Origin of the sequence: Sphingobacterium hotanense, from assembly GCF_008274825.1 — a bacterium.
Classification (GTDB): domain Bacteria; phylum Bacteroidota; class Bacteroidia; order Sphingobacteriales; family Sphingobacteriaceae; genus Sphingobacterium; species Sphingobacterium hotanense.
Map to the genome: position 1 here is coordinate 2,584,489 of NZ_CP030848.1, position 20,306 is coordinate 2,604,794.

The following is a 20,306-nucleotide window of genomic DNA, read 5'->3' on the forward strand; positions in this document are numbered from 1 at the left end:
AGTTTTTATATGCTACTCTCGATATTAATAAGAAAGAGGCTGTCTAAAAAGGTCTCTTAAAGAAAGAACCCCGTCATTAAAAAATGGCGGGGTTTTTCTGTTTTTTTGTCCTTAAGATTTTGTATCTTAAGGTGCACCCAAAAAAACAATATGGCAAACATACAATTCAAAGCGCTTCCATCCAATAGTCCGAGTCTATTTCCTGAGAATATTTTAGATCGTATTCCAATGAATCATCCGGTTCGTTTGGTGAGTCAGGTTGTTGACCAGTTGGATCTTGAACCTATTATCCGTCAGTATAAAGGCGGAGGCACCACTAGTTTTCACCCTAGAATGCTCATTAAGGTGCTCTTCTACGCCTATTTAAGCAATATCTATTCTTGCCGAAAAATCGAGCAGGCCCTTCACGAGAACATCCATTTCATGTGGCTTTCAGGGAACAGTACACCTGATTATCGTACGATCAATTATTTCAGAGGAAAGCGTCTTAAAGGACAGATACAAGAGCTGTTTGCCAGTATCGTTCGTATGCTACATGATATGGAGTATGTTAGCTTGAAAGTTCAATATGTAGATGGTACCAAGATCGAGTCTGTCGCTGGTCGTTATACGTTCGTTTGGAAGAAATCGGTCGAGAAGAATAAGGTAAAGTTAGAAGCAAACATTACTTCGGTTCTTTCGGAAATCGAGGCTCAGATCGCCCAAGACCAATCTTCATTAGGTAATCAAGAAGTTAGCAAGGCCATCGATAGCAGTCAGTTGAAGGAAAAGATCGAAGCGATCAATGCCAAGTTCAAAGGAGCCAATAAATCTACTGATAAGCAACTTAAGAAACTTGAAGAGGACTATTTGCCTCGACTAGAGAAATATGAAGAGCAACTGGAAGTACTGGGAGATCGCAATAGTTATAGCAAGACCGATACCGATGCTGTGTTTATGCGGATGAAAGAGGACCACATGAAGAATGGCCAGCTTAAGCCAGCCTATAATGCCCAAATCAGCACCGAAGATCAGTTCATCACCCATTACAGCATCCATCAAACAACTGCCGACACCACAACCCTGCCGGAACATTTGGAAGGCTTTGAGTGCCATTACGGAAAACAAAGCGAACAGCTTGTAGCAGACGCCGGTTATGGTAGCGAGCAGAACTATGAATTGATGGAAAAACAGGGCATAACTGCCTTTGTCAAGTACAATTACTTTCATGTGGAACAGAAGCGCAAGCATAAACAGGATCCTTTCTCGGTACAGAATCTGTATTACAACCAGCAAGATGACTATTATGTATGTCCCGCAGGACAGAAGCTCAGCTTTATCGGTCATGCAACCAGAGTTAGTGCCAACGGATACACAGCCCAGGTCAGCTGTTATCAGGCTCAGCGATGCGAAGGCTGCCCGATGCGCAGTGGGTGTCATAAAGCTAAAGGCGATCGGCTCATTGAAGTGAACCATAGACTCAATCAGCTCAAGGATAAAGCCCGGGAAAGGCTGGTATCGGAAGAGGGAATGTACCATCGAAGCAAGCGACCCATAGAAGTGGAATCCGTTTTCGGTCAGATGAAAAGCAACAACAGGTTTACCCGGTTCACAATGAAAGGACTGGAGAAAGTCGCTGTGGAGTTCGGATTGATGGCCATTGCCCATAACCTCAGAAAATGGGCGAAAAAGTGGGCAAACGATGTCTTCTTTGGGAATGGTTATAGCGATAAAACACTATATACAATAAAAATTGGAGTCAGGAACGTTAAAACCATAAAATATCGACTTACTGCTTAAAACTCAAAAATGAAAACAGTAATGAAATCGCAAAACCTATAAAACAGAAGAAGGTGCCTTTTTAGACACCTTCTTTTTCTATTCTATTTTATCCAATTCTAGAAGCTTTTTGATTTTAAGTTTTTATCGACTAATATGCCATCAATCGCTTTCAGATTAAAAATAACATTGCGTTTTGCTTTCAATTTGATAACAAACAGTTCATTGCTTCCTTTGGCGGTCTCCTTATTGCCCACATTCACAAACGTTGGATATAATGCCTTCTGTCCGTTGGTATGAAGCCTGTCATTGGTTAAGTTATCCATTTGCTTCAAACCTAGGTTGTCAATTCCTAGATATTCGTAATCTTGAGCACTATATGGCAACGCGAAACTCAATGCATTGACAGCGTTTAAATCGACGCCTTCCACTTTGATGGTTACTACATCATCTGCAGCATAACGAGTTTTCGCCGTAGACAATTTAATAGTGCCTTTCAGATTCTCTTCTTTCTCCGGTTTTACTTTGCCGTCCAACTGAGTAGCTACTACCGAAATATCATAAGCGTCAATAAGTCCATTCTTGTTGACATCGCCATTGCTTACATAGCCTTCGAAGTCCGCATCGCCTTGGCGCAAGCCTGTATAGTTTATATATGAGGTATAATCGTTACGATTGATCAAGCGGTCATTGTTGATATCTCCCGGGATGTAACTTTCGGTTCCCGGAACTTTGAAAACATAGAGTTCGCGCCCTGATCCGAAATCACCAACGGCTTCAGATACGGAAATTTTGATATAGCGCGCATTAGGTTGCTTATCAAACACGAACGTCTTCACCTCATCATTGTGAGCCCACGTGAAATCGCCTGCATCCTCCCAATGTGATTGATCGCTACTATATGCTACTTTACCTTTCAGCAATACGCCGTTTCCACGTCCGGAACGAGGTAGGTACTGAAACTTATCCAATTGATTGAAAGATTTTAAATCCATAACAATATCAAATGGAACAGCTTCTTTTCCCCATTGCGTATGCCACATATTGCCTTCATCATAGTCGAATAACTTCTCTATCCCCTCACTTCCTTGATTAGGAACAGTTGTAGTCCCCACGATCCCTGGAATTGCATACAATAGCGGATTAGCCTTAGTTTTCGCCGCGAAGCTCGTCCAATCCGAAAAGCCGTCTTTATTTACCGCACGGATCTTGAACTGATAATCACGCTCTGCTTTTAATCCTTCAAACAGTAAAGTGGTATCTTGGATCAATCCATAATGTACGTCTTGAAAATCAATCTCGTAGTAATCAGCATTGGCAACAGCGTCCCATGTTGGACGTAAGGTATACGCTTTTGCGTTTGCATCCTTTACCTGCGCATTGCTAGGTGCAGATAAGGCACCGGTTTGCTTCAAATAACTGTTCTCGGTTTCATAGCGATAGCCTGTAATACCCAAGGCAAGCGCATTTTCAGTGATGTCTAAAGATTTTACCTTTACAATTAATTCCGGGTTTTTAATGATCTGAACCTTTGCGAACTCAGAACCTGGAGTAGCAAATTGATTAAGATTCGGACGAGCTTCATAATAATATCCGTAGTCTATGGATTCTAATTTCTCTCTACTATCAACTTCCTGCAACTTATATTTGCGGCCATTGATTTTCAGTACGACTTTCTTGGGCTTTTGGGTCAAGTTTACCCGAAACTCTGTCGCTTGGTTTTTCTGAAAGCCATCAAAATCACCTGTAGTTTTCTGGATTTCGAGTAGCACTTCTCCACTCTTGGCAATTCCAGATGTAATAATCGTTTCTACAGACTTGCCGCTGCGATAAGCCTCCGTTGTACCATCATCATCATAGAGTTTAAACGTATTCCACGCATGCGGATAAAACTCAATAATACGAAGTCCAGGATCTATTTCTGAAACATTGTTATTCGCAGGAACAACAGGAATAATGGCTCCTCGTTTAATGAAAACTGGCAGTTTCCAAAGTGGTGCTTTAAAATTGTTGATTACCTGATTTCCTGCGTATTCCTCGCCTGTAAAATAATCTACCCACTGTCCTTCAGGTAAATAAATATGATTACGGATATCGTTTCCTAGCGTGTCAGCTTTTGTGGCTTGGTAGATTGGTGCAACCAATATAGAGGGCCCGTATAGGTATTGATACTGCGTTGCGGTGCTTAACGTATAAGCGTTAGGATCGTCTAAGAACATCGCCCGTATCATTGGTTGTCCTGAAACCGCTTCCTTTGCGATACTATAAGTATAAGGCATCAACTGCGACTTCCACTTTAAATAGTGTCTGTTGATCGAAGTGATTGGCTCACCCAAGGCATGTGGATATTTTTCGTTACTACCCCAGCCATCCATATTCAATTGCATTGGCGAGAAAGTCTTCCATTGGAAATCGCGCGTATTGACAATCTTATTTTTGCCTCCGAAGATACCATCAATATCAGAGCTGATATTAGGCTGTCCGGAGAGCCCTGACCCTATATATGTAGGAATATGGAACCGGATGTATTCCCATACACCACCTGTTTGGTCTCCTGACCAAATACCAGCATAACGCTGCGTCCCTGCCCAACCATCTAATGAGATGATGAAAGGACGTGCATCTTTTCCGTAATACGGCATAATATGTCCAACATCAGATACGCCATTAAGTCCGAAAGAATAGCCTGCCCCAACCCATGCTACATCAGTCTTGAGCACTCTCACTCCTGCATCGCGCACTTCCTTCACGATATCACGCTGTAACAATGCGTCGATGCTGTCTTTAGGGTGTAAGTCAGATTGTGTCCACAGACCAATCTCTACTCCCTTTTCGCGTGCATAGTCGCCCAAGCTTTTTAGATTCGCAATATTGCCATACAGTGTTTTGGTCTGGCCATAGCCAGCGCCATAACCATCGTTGGGCAATAACCAACCTAATGGCATATCGTTATTCTTATATCTATCGATAACTGCTCTCGCTGAAAACTGGTAATTGTTCAACTCTCCATTCAACGATTCACGAATACCGGTTTTATCCTTTTGGCTTTCCTTATAGCGCTTTCCGTCTTCAAATAGAATTCCATTTTCATCTTCTTTCCAGTAGTCCCGGTTGTAGGCATTAAGATGCCCTTGATAGAAACCAAACTTAGGTAAGAGTACAGGATTCCCTGTGAGTTGATAGAAGTCGTTAAGCAGGGATACTGCATCAGGATTCACCATAAAAAAGGCGTCGAAGTAATCCGAGTCATGGGATAACATCACAGTACCCTTTTCTTTCGCTCCGAAATCGTAGCGACCTTTCTTAAAGGTATAGAACATCACCCCATATCCCTTATTGGACCAATAGAAAGGTGTAGGCGATGCCACACCGCCGTCGGTCCATGAGTTGGTATTCTCAATCAGAATTGCCTTTCCCTTATGCGTGAAGCGCCCATTCTGGACTCCCCCACCAAAGAAATACTCGTCGTCTTGCTCTTTCAGGTTGATACCACTCTTCTTATCTCCAAACTGTATAGCAGATAAACTTTGAAGGACCGTCTTTCCCGATTTCAAATCAGTAATCTCGAATAGGCTGTTATCTTTAGATATATCAATACGGATTCTTTCCGTTTTGATCAGGATTCTATCATTAGCATCCTCAAATCTTAAGCCTTTGACGGCCTTTCTAGGATTATCGACAAGTATATTAGCCTCAGGCTTCGCTTGAGGATCTCGAATGATCCCTCCATTCGGATCGAAGAATACACGAAAGATATTATCTCCATAGAAATCAAAGCTAATACGCTTTTGATTGGATAAAAGAAGATCTATTGTTGTAGCATTTATCTGCTCTGCAGATAAAATAGAAAGACTGTCCGTAGCACATACAACAGTTGGTACAGCGGATTGTATAGCTTTCGCTTCCGATGTCTGCGCGATACACAGCGATAATGCCAGCGCCCAGAACATCTTATTGTTTTTGTAAGTCATATTTTTACGATACTTTACTTTTATGCAACTGTTATATCGTAAGTTTTAAAAAGGTGCCTAAAGGTAGAAAAATCTATTGTTCTCACCTATAATATGATAAAAATAATACAGTAAAGAAAACTTCCACGTTTCCCTTGAAACAAAAGGGCGGGGATAAAATTTCCTGATGTCGTTTGAAAAATGACACTTTCGGTAAAAATATGTTTGGTTTTTGCACTATTAGCTATCGAAAAGAGACCGACAATAAACTAATAGATAACCTATTATGGAGCAAGGATCGAAAGACACGTCAAAACGATATAAAGCGTTTATTAGCTATAGCCATGGAAACAACCAGGGAGAAGGGAGAAAGTGGGCAGATTGGTTGCACCATGCTTTAGAGACTTACGAGATACCCGAAGATCTTATTGGGAAGAAGAATGAACAGGGACAGGAAATTCCCCGGCAAATCTACCCGGTCTTTCAAGATGAAAAGGAGTTATCGGCAAGCTCAAACCTCAATAGCTCCTTAACCGAAGCGCTCGATCGCTCTGAATTTTTAATCTACTTAAGCTCGCCACGATCTGCAAAGTCAAACTATGTTCGGGACGAGATACGCTATTTTAAAAAGACCGGCAAGTCGAAGCAGATAATTGCGTTAATATTGTCAGGAGAACCTGAATATAGCGGCAAGGAAACTGAAAACCAATGTTTCCCAGACGAGCTTCGATATAACGTTGATGCAGATGGCACCGTTCAGAAAGATCAACCCGAAGAAGTCCTCGCTGCTGATGTCAGGATTCCTCATACGGACAAAGAAGGCTATACTTCCGCTGAAGCCTATCGGCATCAGCTGCAGCTAGAAGGCAAGTCTAACCATGAAATTAAGATGGCGGTGGATGAGTATAAGAAACGTCTTGATCTTGCCCTCTTGAAAATTATTGCTGGTATTCTCGGCGTTCCGCTCGGCGAGCTGACCAAACGCGACCAAGCCTATCAACTGGAGAAAATCAAGAAGAAGAATAGAAATATACAGCGTATTGCTATCGCAATCGCTGCTTTAGGCATCATTGCCATTATCGCAGGTATCGTAGCATGGAATCAGAAGAATGCGGCACTTCGCAATCTTGCTCGTTCGCTCTATGCTTCCGGCATCAACAAATTAACGGAAAGTGAATACGGGGATGGCGCTGCGTATATCGCAGAAGCAACACGCCGGGGCGACGAAAGTGCGAAGCTATTTGCACACTCTATGCTCGCTATACAAGATGATCTCACTGTCATGCAAAACAGTATGGCCGGAAATGCCAGTTATTCACCAGATGCCCAATGGATAGCAACATATGCCAACGTAGGCGCAAATAATAGCGTGCTGCAGGTCTGGAATGCTATCGACAGAAAACTGGTCAAACAGCGTGCGGACATTAGCAGCCGCCAAGCCTCGAGACCGCAGTTCGACAATAAAAACAGAATCTATACGGCAATTGATGAATATAAAATCATCAGATACCATATCGCTGATGACAAGATAGAGGTGCTAAGACCCAATCCGGACAGCGTCTTCTTGACCATTCGCGCTGTAGCACCCTCTGGGAAATACCTTGTATTTCAGCAGTCGAATCAACTCGTCTTATTTGATATCGACAAAAAGCAGGAAAAACCACTGTTGAGCTTCTCATCTATTACGCCTAATGCAGCATATTTCGATCAGGTTGACCAGACTTTGGTCGTTACGATGCTAAAAGATGATGCGACTGAACTACGCGTCTTCGACCTGCATCGCGCAGAGCCTAAGCCTGTGTTTACCAAAATTTTGAACTCAAGTATTAAGCGTCCGATGTTCAGTGCGTCTGGAAAGCAGATTGCATTCACAAATCAGCAAGGACTTCATTATGTCGACTATCAACAAAAGAAACAGTTTCAAATTAAACCTCCCGGTCTTCCCTATTCTTTCGCGGGCATCAACAAGAATGGGACAATCAGTGCCGGTAATGATGATATTCTGGATCTGTTCAACGATAATGGCGAGCGAATCAAATATACCAAGCTTTCGAAAAATCTATTCTTCAGTACAGATTTAACAAAGATATTAGCGCAAGACCCTATGGATATGGATTACCATTCGCCAGATTGGACACAGGAAATCGTAAATGCTAATCCGCTAAGCTTCATTAAAAATGTGAAAAACACACCCCTAAAACTAGCCCAATATTATGCGGATGACAATTTCTTAGCGGGCATTCCCGGTAAAAATGTAAACGATCTGTACGTATTGAATAGAAACAGGAACTCGATTGATTTATTAAACACACAGACCGGCGAGATTACAAAAGGATACTTCTCCATCAAGGAACAGATTAGCTTTATCCACTTTCTTCCAGTTTCCAATATCTTTATTGCTAAAGACAAAAATGGTTTAACGCATTCCTTTGATGCCAATACAGGAAAGGAAATAGGGAAAGCCTTCGACAGTCAGGTCAAGACCTATGTTTTCAATGCCGAACAAACGCAGGTCTTAGCTCGTACAGGAAACAATGGTTTTGGGATTTGGGATTTAAGAACCGGCAAAAAGCTCATCAGTTACGAAACTGAAGGTGTACTGGGCGGATTCACCGCCAGTCCTGACCTGAAAACTATCATAGTTGTTGATAAGAATTCCTGGAAGATTATCGATGTGCAGACCAAGAGCGTCTTAAAAGAAGAAAAGGGTACTTTGAATAGCGGGACCTTCAATAAACAAGGAACAGCATTAGTTGTCGTGCGAAACGACGGCAAAGCAAGTGTGATGAATACCAAAGACTACAAGACGATCTTCGAAATTCCAACCATCGAGTTCCCTTTTTTGGTCTTCAACAACAAAGGCAATGTCCTAGCGATCTCAGAAGATGCAAACCATATGCGTCTGTGGAATTTGGACACGAAAAAGTCGTTCGGGCAGAATATCATCATCAGCAAATACTCTAAGTTTTTTCAATTCTCCGAAGATGATTCCAAGATCTTCGTTCAGGACGATGCCGAAGGCTTTGGCTATGTTGCCAAACTTGTGGATGCAAGGAATGGCAATGTATTAACTATGCCGTTCATCAACAAGAAATTCGACTATATCCATATCCTTCCAGGCGAGAAAAAGATACTCACCGTTGAAGGCTTGATGGAAGGCAAAGCGATAAGCGTATGGGAGATTCCAGGGAATGTGGAAACTTCGAAAGATCAACTTGCTGAAGATCTGGAAAAGTTCTATGGAAAAAAATACGACGAAGAAACGGGCGCCATATTAGCGTTCAATGATAATAAAAAAACCTACAATACCTGGTATTTTCAGGATCCGGATGTCAGAACACTCTCTCCAAACTCAAAAGAAGGAATCGTCGAAATCATCAAAAAGCACTACCCGATCAAAACCGATGCTGATGTACAGTTCCTTGGGGTAAACTATGCACAGCATCCCCTATCTCGCGCCATCCTTGCAGACTACTTCGGTGCAAAGCCCGAAACCAAATACATAGGGCAACGAATGTATGAATTGACAACAATTCAGCTTCCGAAGATTAGGAATGAGAATTTGAAAAAAGAGGTACAACAAATCTTACAGACAGCAGCACAAAAACTTAAACAATAACAAGCATGAAGCTCAATAGAAGGCAAAAAGGCATATTTGGAATCATATTTATCGTCGCACTGATCGTACTCTCCTGGATAGGGCTATCCAAACTCTATCCCGAAAGCAATACGCTCAGATATTTACCCGATCGCATCTACCGAATCATCAAAATTGTGTTCGGGAGTGATCCGTCTGCAACCTCACTGGAAGATGCAAGTATCCCTTGGGAACTCATTGTGGCAAAGATATTCACGATTTTCATTCTACTATTTGGAGCCTTTAAGATTATACAAAAGATTTTTAGTGAGCAATACACGCTCCTGATGGCTTCTTTCAAACAAAATCACCTCATCAGCATAGGTGTTTCAAAAAAAGGACGTCAGCTTCTCCAAGGCCTTAAAGAGGACAAGAATCAGCAAGGAATTGTGATTGAGAAAGAAACGGAACATGCCAACATATCTGCGGTTAAAAAACAGGGACATAAAGTAATCATTGGAAATGCGGAGGATGAAAATACATTACTGGAAGCCGGTATCAAAAGAGCCTCAGACCTAATCGTATTTCTTGAAAACGAGCAGACAGTAATTGAGATTGTAGAATCAGTGCAGCAAATCTACAAGAAATCCAATTGTGATAATGCGCTTCGCTGTTATGTGCACCTAAGAAATCCTCGACTGATCGACTTAGTGAAAAATGCAGATCTCCAATTCGCTAATAACAGCGTAGACCTACATTTCTTTAATGTCCATAAGATGGTTGCTCGGCAATTCTTTACCAAGCTCGTCAACGATCTGGAAGCCGGACAATCTCAAGATCTGGAGAAAATAGTATTCATTGGATTTGGAGATTTTGCTAAAGCTATCCTTTTGCAGGCACTTCGTATTATGCACCTGCACCCGAATAAAGAACCAAAGATCGCTATTTATACCGAGGGGGCTAATAAGGCACAAATCCAATTTCAGGAAAGATATCCTATGGCTCATAAAATTGGTGAGATCAGTTTTCACGAATTTGAAGGGTCTTTTACGCCGATTTTGCATGAGCAAAACTTAGGCGAATTAAATAAAAAAGCAATTGTCATCAATGCCTTCGATGACGATGAAATAAACCTAAACAACGCATTAGAACTTCTCCAAAAAAGTAGACCATCCGAATTTGCGATTTATACGCTCAATGCAGAAGGCAAAGGATTAAGAGCATTGATGGAAGGCAGCAAGGAAAACAAAAGGATTCACTTCTTTGGAGGGATCGAAGAAACCTGCAGCATTGAGTTTATCACCGGTGAAAAACAAGACAAAATAGCGCAGGCAATCCACGATGATTATCAAAAACTAACCTCCGGGGAAGCCACAGAAAGCAGCCGATATACCTCCGACTGGCACACACTTAGCGAAGATGCGAAGGATGCAAATAGAACGCAGGCAGATCATATTCCTTTCAAACTTTTACTGACCGGAAAACCCTTGGAAACAACGAACCCTAAGGATTTCCAATTCACGTCTGAAGAAATTGAATACCTAGCAATAATTGAACACAAAAGGTGGATGGCGCATCGATATCTACATGGATGGGATTTTGGAACAACCAGAAATGATGATCTTAAACTGCATCCTTCCTTAGTACCATGGGAGCAGATATCAGAAGCAGAGAAACAGAAAGATAGGGATACAATTTTAAGAATCCATAAACTTATTTAAGAGATTTTATAAGATTCATTAGAGAGGGAGTGTGCTATATCAACTACAACTTCCTCTTCACCCTTCTCTTCAGAACCTGATGCAATTGAGATTGCTCAATTAAACCATTATAGGGATTGGTTAAAACTAATCTTTTCTTAAGTTCTTTTGGTAAATCATTTAGCGACTTATCATCATCAATTATAACAACATTTTGTTCCGAAACCTTATTTGCTGCTATCCATCCGAAGATCTCGGCCTTCCTGCTAATTCTATCAGATTTCCCAACAGAATCTTGCGCGTTTGGACCACGTCTCACGAAATCTAAAATACTTAAAAACTTAAATTTTAATCCACGTCGACCAAAAATCTCTTTCCATTCTGCAATACTATATCTATAGCGATGGGAACTAGAAAGCACTATTTGATCTTTTGTAAAATATATGGTCGATTGAAGAATTTTAACAGCAACATCGTTGAACTTATAAAATCCGTCGGCATCAAGCTCTACAGGTCTATGCGGATTTGCATGTACCATCACACCGTCAATATCTAAAAATACAATCATAAAACATTTCGTTTATATCGTTCAAGCCAACTACCATTATTTATAAAATTGTTAAAATTCTCTCGATTTAAGTTCCGATTTAATCCTATCCTATTATCAAATAGGAATTTAAGCTTACCTAATCGTAAAACATCATTTATTGTATGAATTAACTATTAACATTTTGTGACGGACAAAGGCTCAGCGAATGTTCCCGAACATCCCTATCTTTGTGCGTAAATGATAGACACAGCAACCCACCATAGTGCCAAAACAGTTCTAAGTATCGCCGGATTTGACAGCATTGCCGGGGCAGGCTTACAGGCAGACACGAAGACCATCTCTGCAATAGGCTGTTATGCCGTGAATGTACTGACGGCCTTGCCTATACAGAACACAATGGGAGTTCGATCGGTCTACCCTATTCCTGATCAAGCAGTGGAAGATCAATTAAACTGTATTTTCGACGATATTTATCCCGACAGCATTAAAATTGGTATGCTTCCAAATCCTAACCAAGTCGAAATCGTTGCTCGTTTATTAAAAGGATATCAGGGAAGCATTGTTATTGACCCCGTCATGGTTTCTACATCGGGGCACCTGTTGGTAGATCAGGAAACCATTACATTGTCCAAAGCACTCCTCTATCCGATGGCTACCCTAGTCACTCCCAACCTCGATGAAGCAAGTATGCTGACTGAATGTAAAGTTTCCAACCTTGAAGAAATGAACCAAGCTGCTGATAAGCTTATCCATATGGGGATGCATGCCGTATTGCTCAAGGGCGGACATTTGGATAGCGAAAAACTTAGCAGCATATTAAAAATAGCAGGCCAAGATCCTGAAATATATGAGTCTGAACGAATAGCGAGCAAAAACACTCGCGGAACGGGATGTACCCTTTCCTCAGCAATTGCATCTTACCTTGCGCTAGGCGATACCCTGCCTGTGGCATGCCAAAAAGCGTTGGATTATGTACATCACGCTATATTAGCAGCGAAAGACAGATCGCTCGGCAAGGGCAATGGCCCCTTGGATCATTTTTTCAAGCGCTAATATTGCCTTTACAAGAATGAAAACGCCGATGCTTAATTAGCATTGCTATATGATTAAAAGAAAGTATTGGGGATTTGATATGAGCAAACTACTAAGGTAAGAAATACTTTATTAAATTCACAAGACTACAATCATTTTAAAATGTAATGAGCGTCGTGGTATTTCAATCATATTCGATGGATATTTGACTATTCGCTAATGGAGCGATAGACAAATAAGATAGTTTATGAAACAAAGAGTCCCAGTATCGCAAATCATGAGTAAAGAGTTGATTACTCTATCCCAAAAAGACAGTCTTTACGACGCGGAAAATCTTTTCAAAAAACACAATATTCGTCACCTACCTGTAGTAGAAAACAAGAAATTAGTAGGCGTAGTGAGTTATTCCGACTTGTTAAAGATAAGCTATGTTGATGTAACTGAAGACGACGATATCGAATCAGTGGTTTACGACGCATACACCGTTACGCAACTTATGGCAAAAACGCCAGTCAGCATATTGCCGAGCAGCACGGTTAAAGAAGCTGCAGAAATTTTATCCAAGCATTCCTTTCATTCAATTCCAGTCGTTGAAAACGAAGAACTAGTAGGTATAGTCACGACAACTGACCTACTCAACTATTTCATCGACCAATACTAAAGTTCTTCATTATCTTTTTGTAAGCCTACTTTTCCAGCAAGTAGGCTTACGTTTTTTGTGCCTGCTATTAATTAAAAAAACAATTCATTTCTATTGGTCTGGTTTTTGGTTAACTTTAAGCAACAAAAATCGTTGTATTATGAAGAAATTATTATCACTTTCCTTCTGCGTTGGAGCACTAACCTTCGCCGCTTGTGAATCGAATGCGAATAAACAAGGTGCCGGAGCTGATACCACTACTATGTCTGACGACACGAGCGCTGACACTGTGGATAATGCGCATAACTCGCAAAACTCGGTCGACTGGGCAGGTACATATAAAGGAGTTATTCCTTGCGCCGATTGTCCAGGAATTGAAACAACTGTTGTTTTAAATAATGACTTAACCTTTAAGTACACTGGAGTTTATCAAGAGCGCGATACTAAAATCGAAGATGCTGGTAAATTTATGTGGCATGACAACGGCAGCGTCGTACATCTGATGGGGAATGAAGTCAATATGAAATTGAAGGTTGGTGAGAATCAGCTATTCTCGCTAGATCAAGATGGAAACCCAATTGATGGCCCACTGAAAGACCATTATATCTTGAAGAAAGAGCTTTAATTAGCATCAAAAAAAGGGGAAATTTTATTTCCCCTTTAATATTCCTTTACAGATTTCAGCCACCAGCCCCGGACCTTCATAGATGAAGCCCGTATATATCTGAATCAAGCTAGCACCAGCATTAAGCTTTTCTATCGCATCTGCGGCCGAATGAATCCCTCCGACCCCAATAATTGGGAATGCTTTATTTGACTTATCCGACAAGTACTTGATGACTTCGGTAGAACGTTTTGTCAACGGCTTTCCTGAAACCCCACCTGCTTCCTTCACTAAATTAGGATCGCTATAGAGTCCCTCGCGCGAAATCGTCGTATTGGTTGCAATGACACCGGCAATCTTGGTGTGCTGAACAATCTCCACAATATCATCTAATTGCGAATCCGTCAAGTCGGGAGCTATCTTTAATAAGATAGGTTTAGGACTCGCCTTCGCATTATTTAAATCCTGAAGCTTATTCAAAATCTTCTTCAGCGGTTCCTTCTCTTGTAAATCACGTAAACCCGGCGTATTTGGAGAACTTACATTGACAACAAAATAATCTACATAATCAAACAAGGAATTAAAGCAATAAATATAATCATTCACGGCCTCCTCATTTGGAGTTACTTTGTTCTTACCAATGTTCCCACCGATAATAACGCCATTCTTCTCCTTCAGGTGCTTTAATCGTCCTGCCGCCACATCGGCACCTTGATTGTTAAAGCCCATACGGTTGATCAATGCCTGGTCGTTCACCAATCTGAACATACGCGGCTTATCATTTCCGGGTTGCGGTTTCGGCGTCACGGTTCCGATTTCAATAAATCCAAACCCCAGCTTTGACATCTGCTCAATGTAATCCGCATTCTTGTCAAATCCCGCTGCCAATCCCACCGGATTCTTGAACGTTAAACCAAAAACTGTAGTTTGTAATCTCGGGTCTTCAACGGTATATAATGATTTTAAAAGCGCGTTAGATCCCCAGATTTTAGTAAAAAATTTCAACCCCGAAGTCACATTATGATGCGCTTGCTCAGGGTTCATCTGAAAAAATAGTGGTTTAACTAATTTGTACATACCGCAAAGGTAGCCAAAGAAGCAGAAATATTCATTACTTTTGCGTCGAAATGATATCAATAAATAATTTAACATTTGAAATTGGCGCTCGCGCATTATACGATGAAGCGAACTGGCATATTAAGCCAGGAGATAAGGTCGGATTGATCGGTGCAAACGGTACTGGTAAATCGACTCTACTGAAAATCATCGTAGGGGAATATAGCCCAACAGCCGGTACCATTTCGATGGCGAAGGACTTAAAGATTGGCTATCTGAACCAGGACCTCCTATCCTACCACTCGGATAAAAGCATCCTGCACGTGGCTATGGAGGCATTCGAACGTCAAAATCAATTGCATAGCGAAATCGAAGTTCTATTAAAGAAACTAGAGACCGACTACTCCGACGAGATCCTCAATAAACTAAGCGATAAGCAGATGGAATTTGAAGCCTTGGATGGCTACAGCATCGAATTCCGCGCCCATGAAATCCTAGCCGGACTAGGTTTTTCTGAAGATGAACAACAGCGACCATTGGCGACATTCTCCGGAGGATGGCGTATGCGTGTGATGCTTGCGCGAATCTTATTGCAAACACCGGATATCCTGTTACTGGATGAGCCTACCAACCACTTAGACTTACCCTCTATCAAATGGCTGGAAAACTATCTACAGGCATTCGAAGGTGCGATTGTAATCGTCTCCCACGACCGTTACTTCCTTGACAGAATCATCAATAAAACGGTTGAATCTCGTAAAGGGAAGCTAACGCTATATGCTGGGAACTATTCTTTCTATTTAGAAGAGAAATCCCTACGTGAGGAAATCCAAGGAAATCAATTCAAGAACCAACAAGCAAAGATTAAGCAAGAAGAGAAGCTAATCGAACGCTTCCGTGCAAAAGCCAGCAAGGCGAAGATGGTACAGTCGAGAATCAAAGCTTTAGACCGTATGGAAAAGGTTGATGATATCGATGATGACAATCCGGAAGTAAACTTCAGCTTCAAGTTCTCCAAACCTTCGGGCCGCCACGTCGTGACGATCGACCAAATATCTAAATCTTATCCTAATCTTCAAATTTTAGAAAAGACAGACGGATTGATCGAAAAGGGCGACAAAATAGCATTAATTGGTGCAAACGGTAAAGGTAAATCAACCTTGCTACGTATCGTAGCAGATGCCGACAGCGAATATACCGGTACGAGCACAAAAGGTCATAATGTTTCGCAGACATTCTTCGCCCAGCATCAACTGGAGGCCTTACACCTAGAGAATTCTATTCTTCAGGAGTTAGTCGCTTTTGCCCCTAAGCATACCGAAACGGAACTTCGCTCGATACTTGGTTGTTTCTTATTTACCGGAGATGATGTATTCAAGAAAATCAAAGTATTATCGGGAGGCGAGAAATCCAGAGTCGCGCTAGCGAAAGCTTTAACAGCGGATGCTAACTTCCTAGTTCTCGATGAGCCGACCAACCACCTGGATATGGCGTCTGTAAACATCCTTATACAAGCCTTGCAACAATACGAAGGAACGTTCATCGTCGTATCCCACGACCGTTATTTCCTGGATAATGTTGCCAATAAAATTTGGTATATCGAAGACAAGAAAATCAAAGAATATCCTGGTACCTATCAGGAATATGAGGTTTGGAATTCCAAACGCGTGGTAAAACCGGAAGAAAAACAACCTAAAAAGGTCAAAGAAGAGCTTAAAAAGGAAAAACCGGTACTTACCGACGATCTACAGAAAACCTTACAAAAGAAAAACAGAGAACTAGCAGCTCTAGAACAAAAGATTGCCGACCAAGAAGTTGCAGTCAAAAATCTGGAAGCCGAGCTCGCAAAAGAAGAAATCTATTCCGACGCCGTCAAGCTCCAGGAGACAACCAGAAATTATAACTCCGAAAAAGCAAGATACGATCAGTTCCAAAGCGATTGGGAAAAACTTGCTGAAGAGATTATGGAATTGGAAGGGTGAGGAAGATATTAGATTTTAGACATTAGATATAAGACACAAGGCGCCGATTAGGCGCCTTTCTTGTATGAGCTTTGTTTTGAACCAAGAAAGGAAGGATGAAAGGATGGGCCGGAGGTTTTGTCTTGAACCAGGAAAGGAAGGATGCAAGGATGGGCAGGAGGTTTGGTTTGCTACCCATATCGTCCGCCATAGGTCTTAATACTAAATACTAGCTACTAATGCGAATTAAGGGTTGAAAATAGGCTTTATGAAACAGGCTGTTAATTTACCGAACACATGTACTAATAGTCCTTTGGTAGATCTGACCTTACTTGCGTTTTGTATCTGTGTTTTTTCATTTATCCAATTAAAAAAGGATTCGATTGGTTGTCTTACCCTAGATACTGCTCTTGAAAACAGATCATTATAAGCACGATCCCTGTTTTTTAAACAATCCGGCTTTCCTTGGGTTTCCCTTATCGGGGTATACATAATTGATTTCTTTTCTTTATAAAACCACTCGAAGAATGGGGCGTCACGGTATATCTTGTCACCAAAGAACGTCCTACCTGCGATGGATGCCCAGTTCTCCTTAAATATGTTCAGGTCACTTTCAGATGCCTTGCTTATTACAATGCTTTCCGGACGAGGCAGCGTGGATTTGTTATAGCTGTTGAGCGCATGAAGTTTTAATCCAAAATACCAAAGCCTCTTCGTTGAGCAGAAGCTTTTATCCGTTATCTCCAGAGCTACCTTTGCTCTTCTAGTCCCACTGCAGGTTATGATGGGCATAGAGTCCAGTAGGGAAAATTCTCTGGAGCACTCTTCTGGAGCAAAGTCCTCTATAACTGACTGACAGAGAGATCTCAAAACATCAAAAAGGCGGTTGATACGGGTGTTGAATGCTACGTACGAAGTTAGCTTGGGAAACCAATCCATCAGATAATCCGAGGCGAATTTATGAATCTGCTTGATCCTTAGCCGCTGTTCCTCGTGCACACTGAATAAATAGATGGTCAAAACCTCCTGATCAGTAAAGTCAGGTTTGTTATTGTTTGAAAATCGCTGACAGTAATATTGCAGTTCACTGTCATATTTATCACACACATACTGGTATAATTTTATTAATTTTAGAGCCTTGGCCTGATTGATCATGTTGTTTTATAATGCTTAAGGAACATTATAAATATACTGATAATCAGGCTTTTATACAAGTTTTCGACCCTCTTTTTAAGAAGATTTTTCCAATATATTTCAACCCTTAATTCGCATTACTAAATACTAACTACTAACTACTATTTCTGGAAAGGAAGGATTTTAGGATGGGCAGGATCATGCAATATTCTCTCTAGCTTTCCTGCTTCTATGGCAAAACCGCAAACCTTCGTTCAGTTAAAACCCTTTCACTCCCCTTTCACTCCCATTGTATAACCCTATCAGAGCCGCTCCGGAAAGGGTTTGATACGCTTATGAAAAGGCAGTGGTAAATTATTAGATAGTTAATAATTTAACGCTTTCTTGTAAACTCCTATGCTAACAACTCTGCAAGATCCTGGTCATCCTAGAATCCTTCCTTTCCTGGTTCAAGACAAACTCTCCTTCCTTTCAGAAATAGTAGTTAATGCTTAGTACTTGGTATAAAGATCTATGGCCCCTCTTATCACTTGGACTTATTTTTGCTATAAGAATCTTAGATAACCTTATTTTGTGGAATAAAATGTCTAAAGTTTTACACCTCATATCTCAAATCTAGCATGGAATATTTGCTCTCCCTTTTTGTTGGTATTGGCCTAGCGGCTGCTACAGGATTTCGTGTATTTCTCCCTATTTTCTTCTTTAGCTTAGGAACCTATATGGGATGGATTCCGGCGAATGAAAGCTTTGCATGGGTTGGAACCTTGCCTGCCGTCATTGGTGCTGGAACGGCTACCTTGATTGAAATTCTTGCTTATTATATTCCTTTTGTCGACAACCTTCTTGATACCATATCCGTACCATTAGCAACGGTTGCAGGCTCTTTGTTATTTGCTTCGCAATTCACCGAAGTAAACGATTGGACGCAATGGTCGTTGGCATTAATTGCTGGTGGAGGTACGGCGGCAACTATCAGCTCAGCCTTAGCGGGCACCCGCGCTGCATCGAGTGGAACTACCGGAGGGATCGGAAATCCCGTCATATCAACGGTAGAAACTGTGGGGTCGACTTTAATGAGTATTCTAGCGGTCTTTCTACCGATTCTCGCTATCATTCTCGTAGCGGTATTTTTCTATTTGATCATCAAATACAGTAAGAAACTTTGGAGCAAAGTTAAAGGGAACAAATTGAAATCAAATGTTCCCAGAAATAGTACTTAGTATTAAGACCTATGACGTCAGATCCTGTATATCCTTGCATCATTCTTTTCCTGGTTCGAGACAAAAAAAACTGCATTGCTGCAGTTCTAATGTCTAATATCTAATATCTAATCTAATTTAGTCGATTCACCTTAAGACTTTCTTTCTCGCCATTGATTTTTACAGGTTGATATTGAACCCAGCAGTAGGAAAGAAAAGGCATCAGCACGAAAAATAGCAGGCCAGTCCAAAAGCCGATGATATTTCCGATAATTAGGCTTATTAGCAATACTAAGACTGGATAGCCGAACAAAAGCACGCCGAACATTAATGAATCATAGAAAATAGTTCCCGATGTTTTCTTTTCGATTTGTTGTTTGACCAATTTATACAACCAGTTATGCGTATAGTATCCCGCCTTTGCCGGAATCTTCATCCATTCTCTCGATTTTAAATAATCAATACTTGGTTCAACAGGGCCTGAAGGCATAGCACTTTCCATTTCCTCGCGGACCAACTGCAGGATGCGCGCAGCGTCTACATCTCCATCACTGATATAATCGGTGCTGTCAATCGGACTCAATGCCTCCAAGGACACAGATTTAGGGATATAGTCGAACGAGCTATAGCCAATGACAAAAGGTTGGATCTGAACCGGGATATCCATGCTGATTGCTCGCTTGATCAGGGAAGTAAAACCCGTAGGCATAAAGGGGCGCAACAAATGCGAGTTGCGAGAAACACCTTCAGGAAAAATGACGATATTCTCGGCTGATTTTAACCATTTAGCACATTCATCATAGGTAAAAGCATTCATGACCTCAAAATCAGGGTCATCCGATTTCTTGTAGATGGGAATCATGAATAATGTCCGCAATGTCCAATTCGCCCACTCCTTCTTAAAAATATCACCACGCACCAAAAAACGCGTTTCCTTGGGGCTATTGACCGCCAATACTAACGCGTCGAAAAAGGAATTCGGATGATTGGAAACAACGATAGTCGGATGCTGAAGACTAGCGATCGCCATATTTTTCAACTGCCAATCCGTTATATACCAGTTTAATCCAAATTTCACGAAGGATCTAAGAAGCGGGTACAACATATATTCTTTCTTGTGCTAAATTTCTTAATCGGTAAATTTA

At 41.3% G+C, this 20,306-nt stretch carries 12 protein-coding genes and 1 pseudogene; 8 read left to right on the plus strand and 5 right to left on the minus strand.

Features of this window, described 5'->3' with window-relative positions; translation table 11 throughout:
- Nucleotides 1-150: 150 nt before the first annotated feature.
- Nucleotides 151-1,692: pseudogene (locus DSM08_RS10835) on the plus strand (IS1182 family transposase); the annotation flags it as partial.
- A gap of 185 nt (nucleotides 1,693-1,877) precedes the next feature.
- On the opposite strand, the gene DSM08_RS10840 reads toward DSM08_RS10835, so the two are convergent.
- Nucleotides 1,878-5,729, minus strand: a complete 3,852-nt coding sequence (locus tag DSM08_RS10840) for a TIM-barrel domain-containing protein (protein ID WP_149526173.1) — start codon at nucleotides 5,727-5,729, stop codon at nucleotides 1,878-1,880.
- 265 nt (nucleotides 5,730-5,994) lie between these two features.
- On the opposite strand from DSM08_RS10840, the gene DSM08_RS10845 reads away from it, so the two are divergent.
- Together DSM08_RS10845 and DSM08_RS10850 are read left to right on the plus strand one after the other, a co-directional pair.
- Complete coding sequence (locus tag DSM08_RS10845) at nucleotides 5,995-9,327, plus strand: toll/interleukin-1 receptor domain-containing protein (protein ID WP_149526174.1); 3,333 nt, start codon at nucleotides 5,995-5,997, stop codon at nucleotides 9,325-9,327.
- Between the two features lie 5 nt (nucleotides 9,328-9,332).
- Nucleotides 9,333-11,006, plus strand: a complete 1,674-nt coding sequence (locus DSM08_RS10850) for an NAD-binding protein (protein WP_149526175.1) — start codon at nucleotides 9,333-9,335, stop codon at nucleotides 11,004-11,006.
- 43 nt (nucleotides 11,007-11,049) lie between these two features.
- Here DSM08_RS10850 and DSM08_RS10855 read toward each other — a convergent pair whose 3' ends face one another.
- Entirely contained in the window at nucleotides 11,050-11,553 is a 504-nt protein-coding gene (locus DSM08_RS10855; protein ID WP_149526176.1) for an HAD domain-containing protein, read from the minus strand.
- A 219-nt stretch (nucleotides 11,554-11,772) separates the two neighbouring features.
- Between DSM08_RS10855 and thiD the strand changes: the two genes are divergently transcribed.
- The 3 genes from thiD to DSM08_RS10870 all read left to right on the plus strand — a co-directional run bounded on the left by thiD (nucleotide 11,773) and on the right by DSM08_RS10870 (nucleotide 13,832).
- Nucleotides 11,773-12,588 (plus strand): bifunctional hydroxymethylpyrimidine kinase/phosphomethylpyrimidine kinase, encoded by an 816-nt coding sequence (gene thiD / locus DSM08_RS10860; RefSeq protein ID WP_149526177.1) that lies wholly within the window; start codon nucleotides 11,773-11,775, stop codon nucleotides 12,586-12,588.
- Nucleotides 12,589-12,814: 226 nt separating this feature from the next.
- Nucleotides 12,815-13,228 (plus strand): CBS domain-containing protein, encoded by a 414-nt coding sequence (locus DSM08_RS10865; RefSeq protein WP_149526178.1) that lies wholly within the window; start codon nucleotides 12,815-12,817, stop codon nucleotides 13,226-13,228.
- A gap of 139 nt (nucleotides 13,229-13,367) precedes the next feature.
- Nucleotides 13,368-13,832, plus strand: coding sequence for a copper resistance protein NlpE (locus DSM08_RS10870; RefSeq protein WP_149526179.1), 465 nt, complete (start codon nucleotides 13,368-13,370; stop codon nucleotides 13,830-13,832).
- A gap of 24 nt (nucleotides 13,833-13,856) precedes the next feature.
- Here DSM08_RS10870 and DSM08_RS10875 read toward each other — a convergent pair whose 3' ends face one another.
- Entirely contained in the window at nucleotides 13,857-14,888 is a 1,032-nt protein-coding gene (locus tag DSM08_RS10875) for a quinone-dependent dihydroorotate dehydrogenase (RefSeq protein WP_149526180.1), read from the minus strand.
- A gap of 50 nt (nucleotides 14,889-14,938) precedes the next feature.
- On the opposite strand from DSM08_RS10875, the gene DSM08_RS10880 reads away from it, so the two are divergent.
- On the plus strand, nucleotides 14,939-16,849 hold the full coding sequence (locus DSM08_RS10880) for an ABC-F family ATP-binding cassette domain-containing protein (protein ID WP_149526181.1): 1,911 nt from the start codon (nucleotides 14,939-14,941) through the stop codon (nucleotides 16,847-16,849).
- Between the two features lie 225 nt (nucleotides 16,850-17,074).
- On the opposite strand, the gene DSM08_RS10885 is transcribed toward DSM08_RS10880, so the two are convergent.
- On the minus strand, nucleotides 17,075-17,983 hold the full coding sequence (locus tag DSM08_RS10885; RefSeq protein WP_149524797.1) for a transposase: 909 nt from the start codon (nucleotides 17,981-17,983) through the stop codon (nucleotides 17,075-17,077).
- Between the two features lie 599 nt (nucleotides 17,984-18,582).
- On the opposite strand from DSM08_RS10885, the gene DSM08_RS10890 reads away from it, so the two are divergent.
- Entirely contained in the window at nucleotides 18,583-19,182 is a 600-nt protein-coding gene (locus DSM08_RS10890) for a DUF4126 domain-containing protein (RefSeq protein ID WP_149526182.1), read from the plus strand.
- A gap of 112 nt (nucleotides 19,183-19,294) precedes the next feature.
- Here DSM08_RS10890 and DSM08_RS10895 read toward each other — a convergent pair whose 3' ends face one another.
- Entirely contained in the window at nucleotides 19,295-20,266 is a 972-nt protein-coding gene (locus DSM08_RS10895) for a 1-acyl-sn-glycerol-3-phosphate acyltransferase (RefSeq protein ID WP_149526183.1), read from the minus strand.
- Nucleotides 20,267-20,306: the final 40 nt, after the last annotated feature.

Bases quoted from the DNA above. Each gene is read 5' to 3' on its own strand.
- DSM08_RS10840 (WP_149526173.1), bottom strand. From the start codon at position 5,729: ATGACTTACAAAAACAATAAGATGTTCTGGGCGCTGGCATTATCGCTG.
- DSM08_RS10845 (WP_149526174.1), top strand. From the start codon at position 5,995: ATGGAGCAAGGATCGAAAGACACGTCAAAACGATATAAAGCGTTTATT.
- DSM08_RS10850 (WP_149526175.1), top strand. From the start codon at position 9,333: ATGAAGCTCAATAGAAGGCAAAAAGGCATATTTGGAATCATATTTATC.
- DSM08_RS10855 (WP_149526176.1), bottom strand. From the start codon at position 11,553: ATGATTGTATTTTTAGATATTGACGGTGTGATGGTACATGCAAATCCG.
- thiD (WP_149526177.1), top strand. From the start codon at position 11,773: ATGATAGACACAGCAACCCACCATAGTGCCAAAACAGTTCTAAGTATC.
- DSM08_RS10865 (WP_149526178.1), top strand. From the start codon at position 12,815: ATGAAACAAAGAGTCCCAGTATCGCAAATCATGAGTAAAGAGTTGATT.
- DSM08_RS10870 (WP_149526179.1), top strand. From the start codon at position 13,368: ATGAAGAAATTATTATCACTTTCCTTCTGCGTTGGAGCACTAACCTTC.
- DSM08_RS10875 (WP_149526180.1), bottom strand. From the start codon at position 14,888: ATGTACAAATTAGTTAAACCACTATTTTTTCAGATGAACCCTGAGCAA.
- DSM08_RS10880 (WP_149526181.1), top strand. From the start codon at position 14,939: ATGATATCAATAAATAATTTAACATTTGAAATTGGCGCTCGCGCATTA.
- DSM08_RS10885 (WP_149524797.1), bottom strand. From the start codon at position 17,983: ATGATCAATCAGGCCAAGGCTCTAAAATTAATAAAATTATACCAGTAT.
- DSM08_RS10890 (WP_149526182.1), top strand. From the start codon at position 18,583: ATGGAATATTTGCTCTCCCTTTTTGTTGGTATTGGCCTAGCGGCTGCT.
- DSM08_RS10895 (WP_149526183.1), bottom strand. From the start codon at position 20,266: ATGTTGTACCCGCTTCTTAGATCCTTCGTGAAATTTGGATTAAACTGG.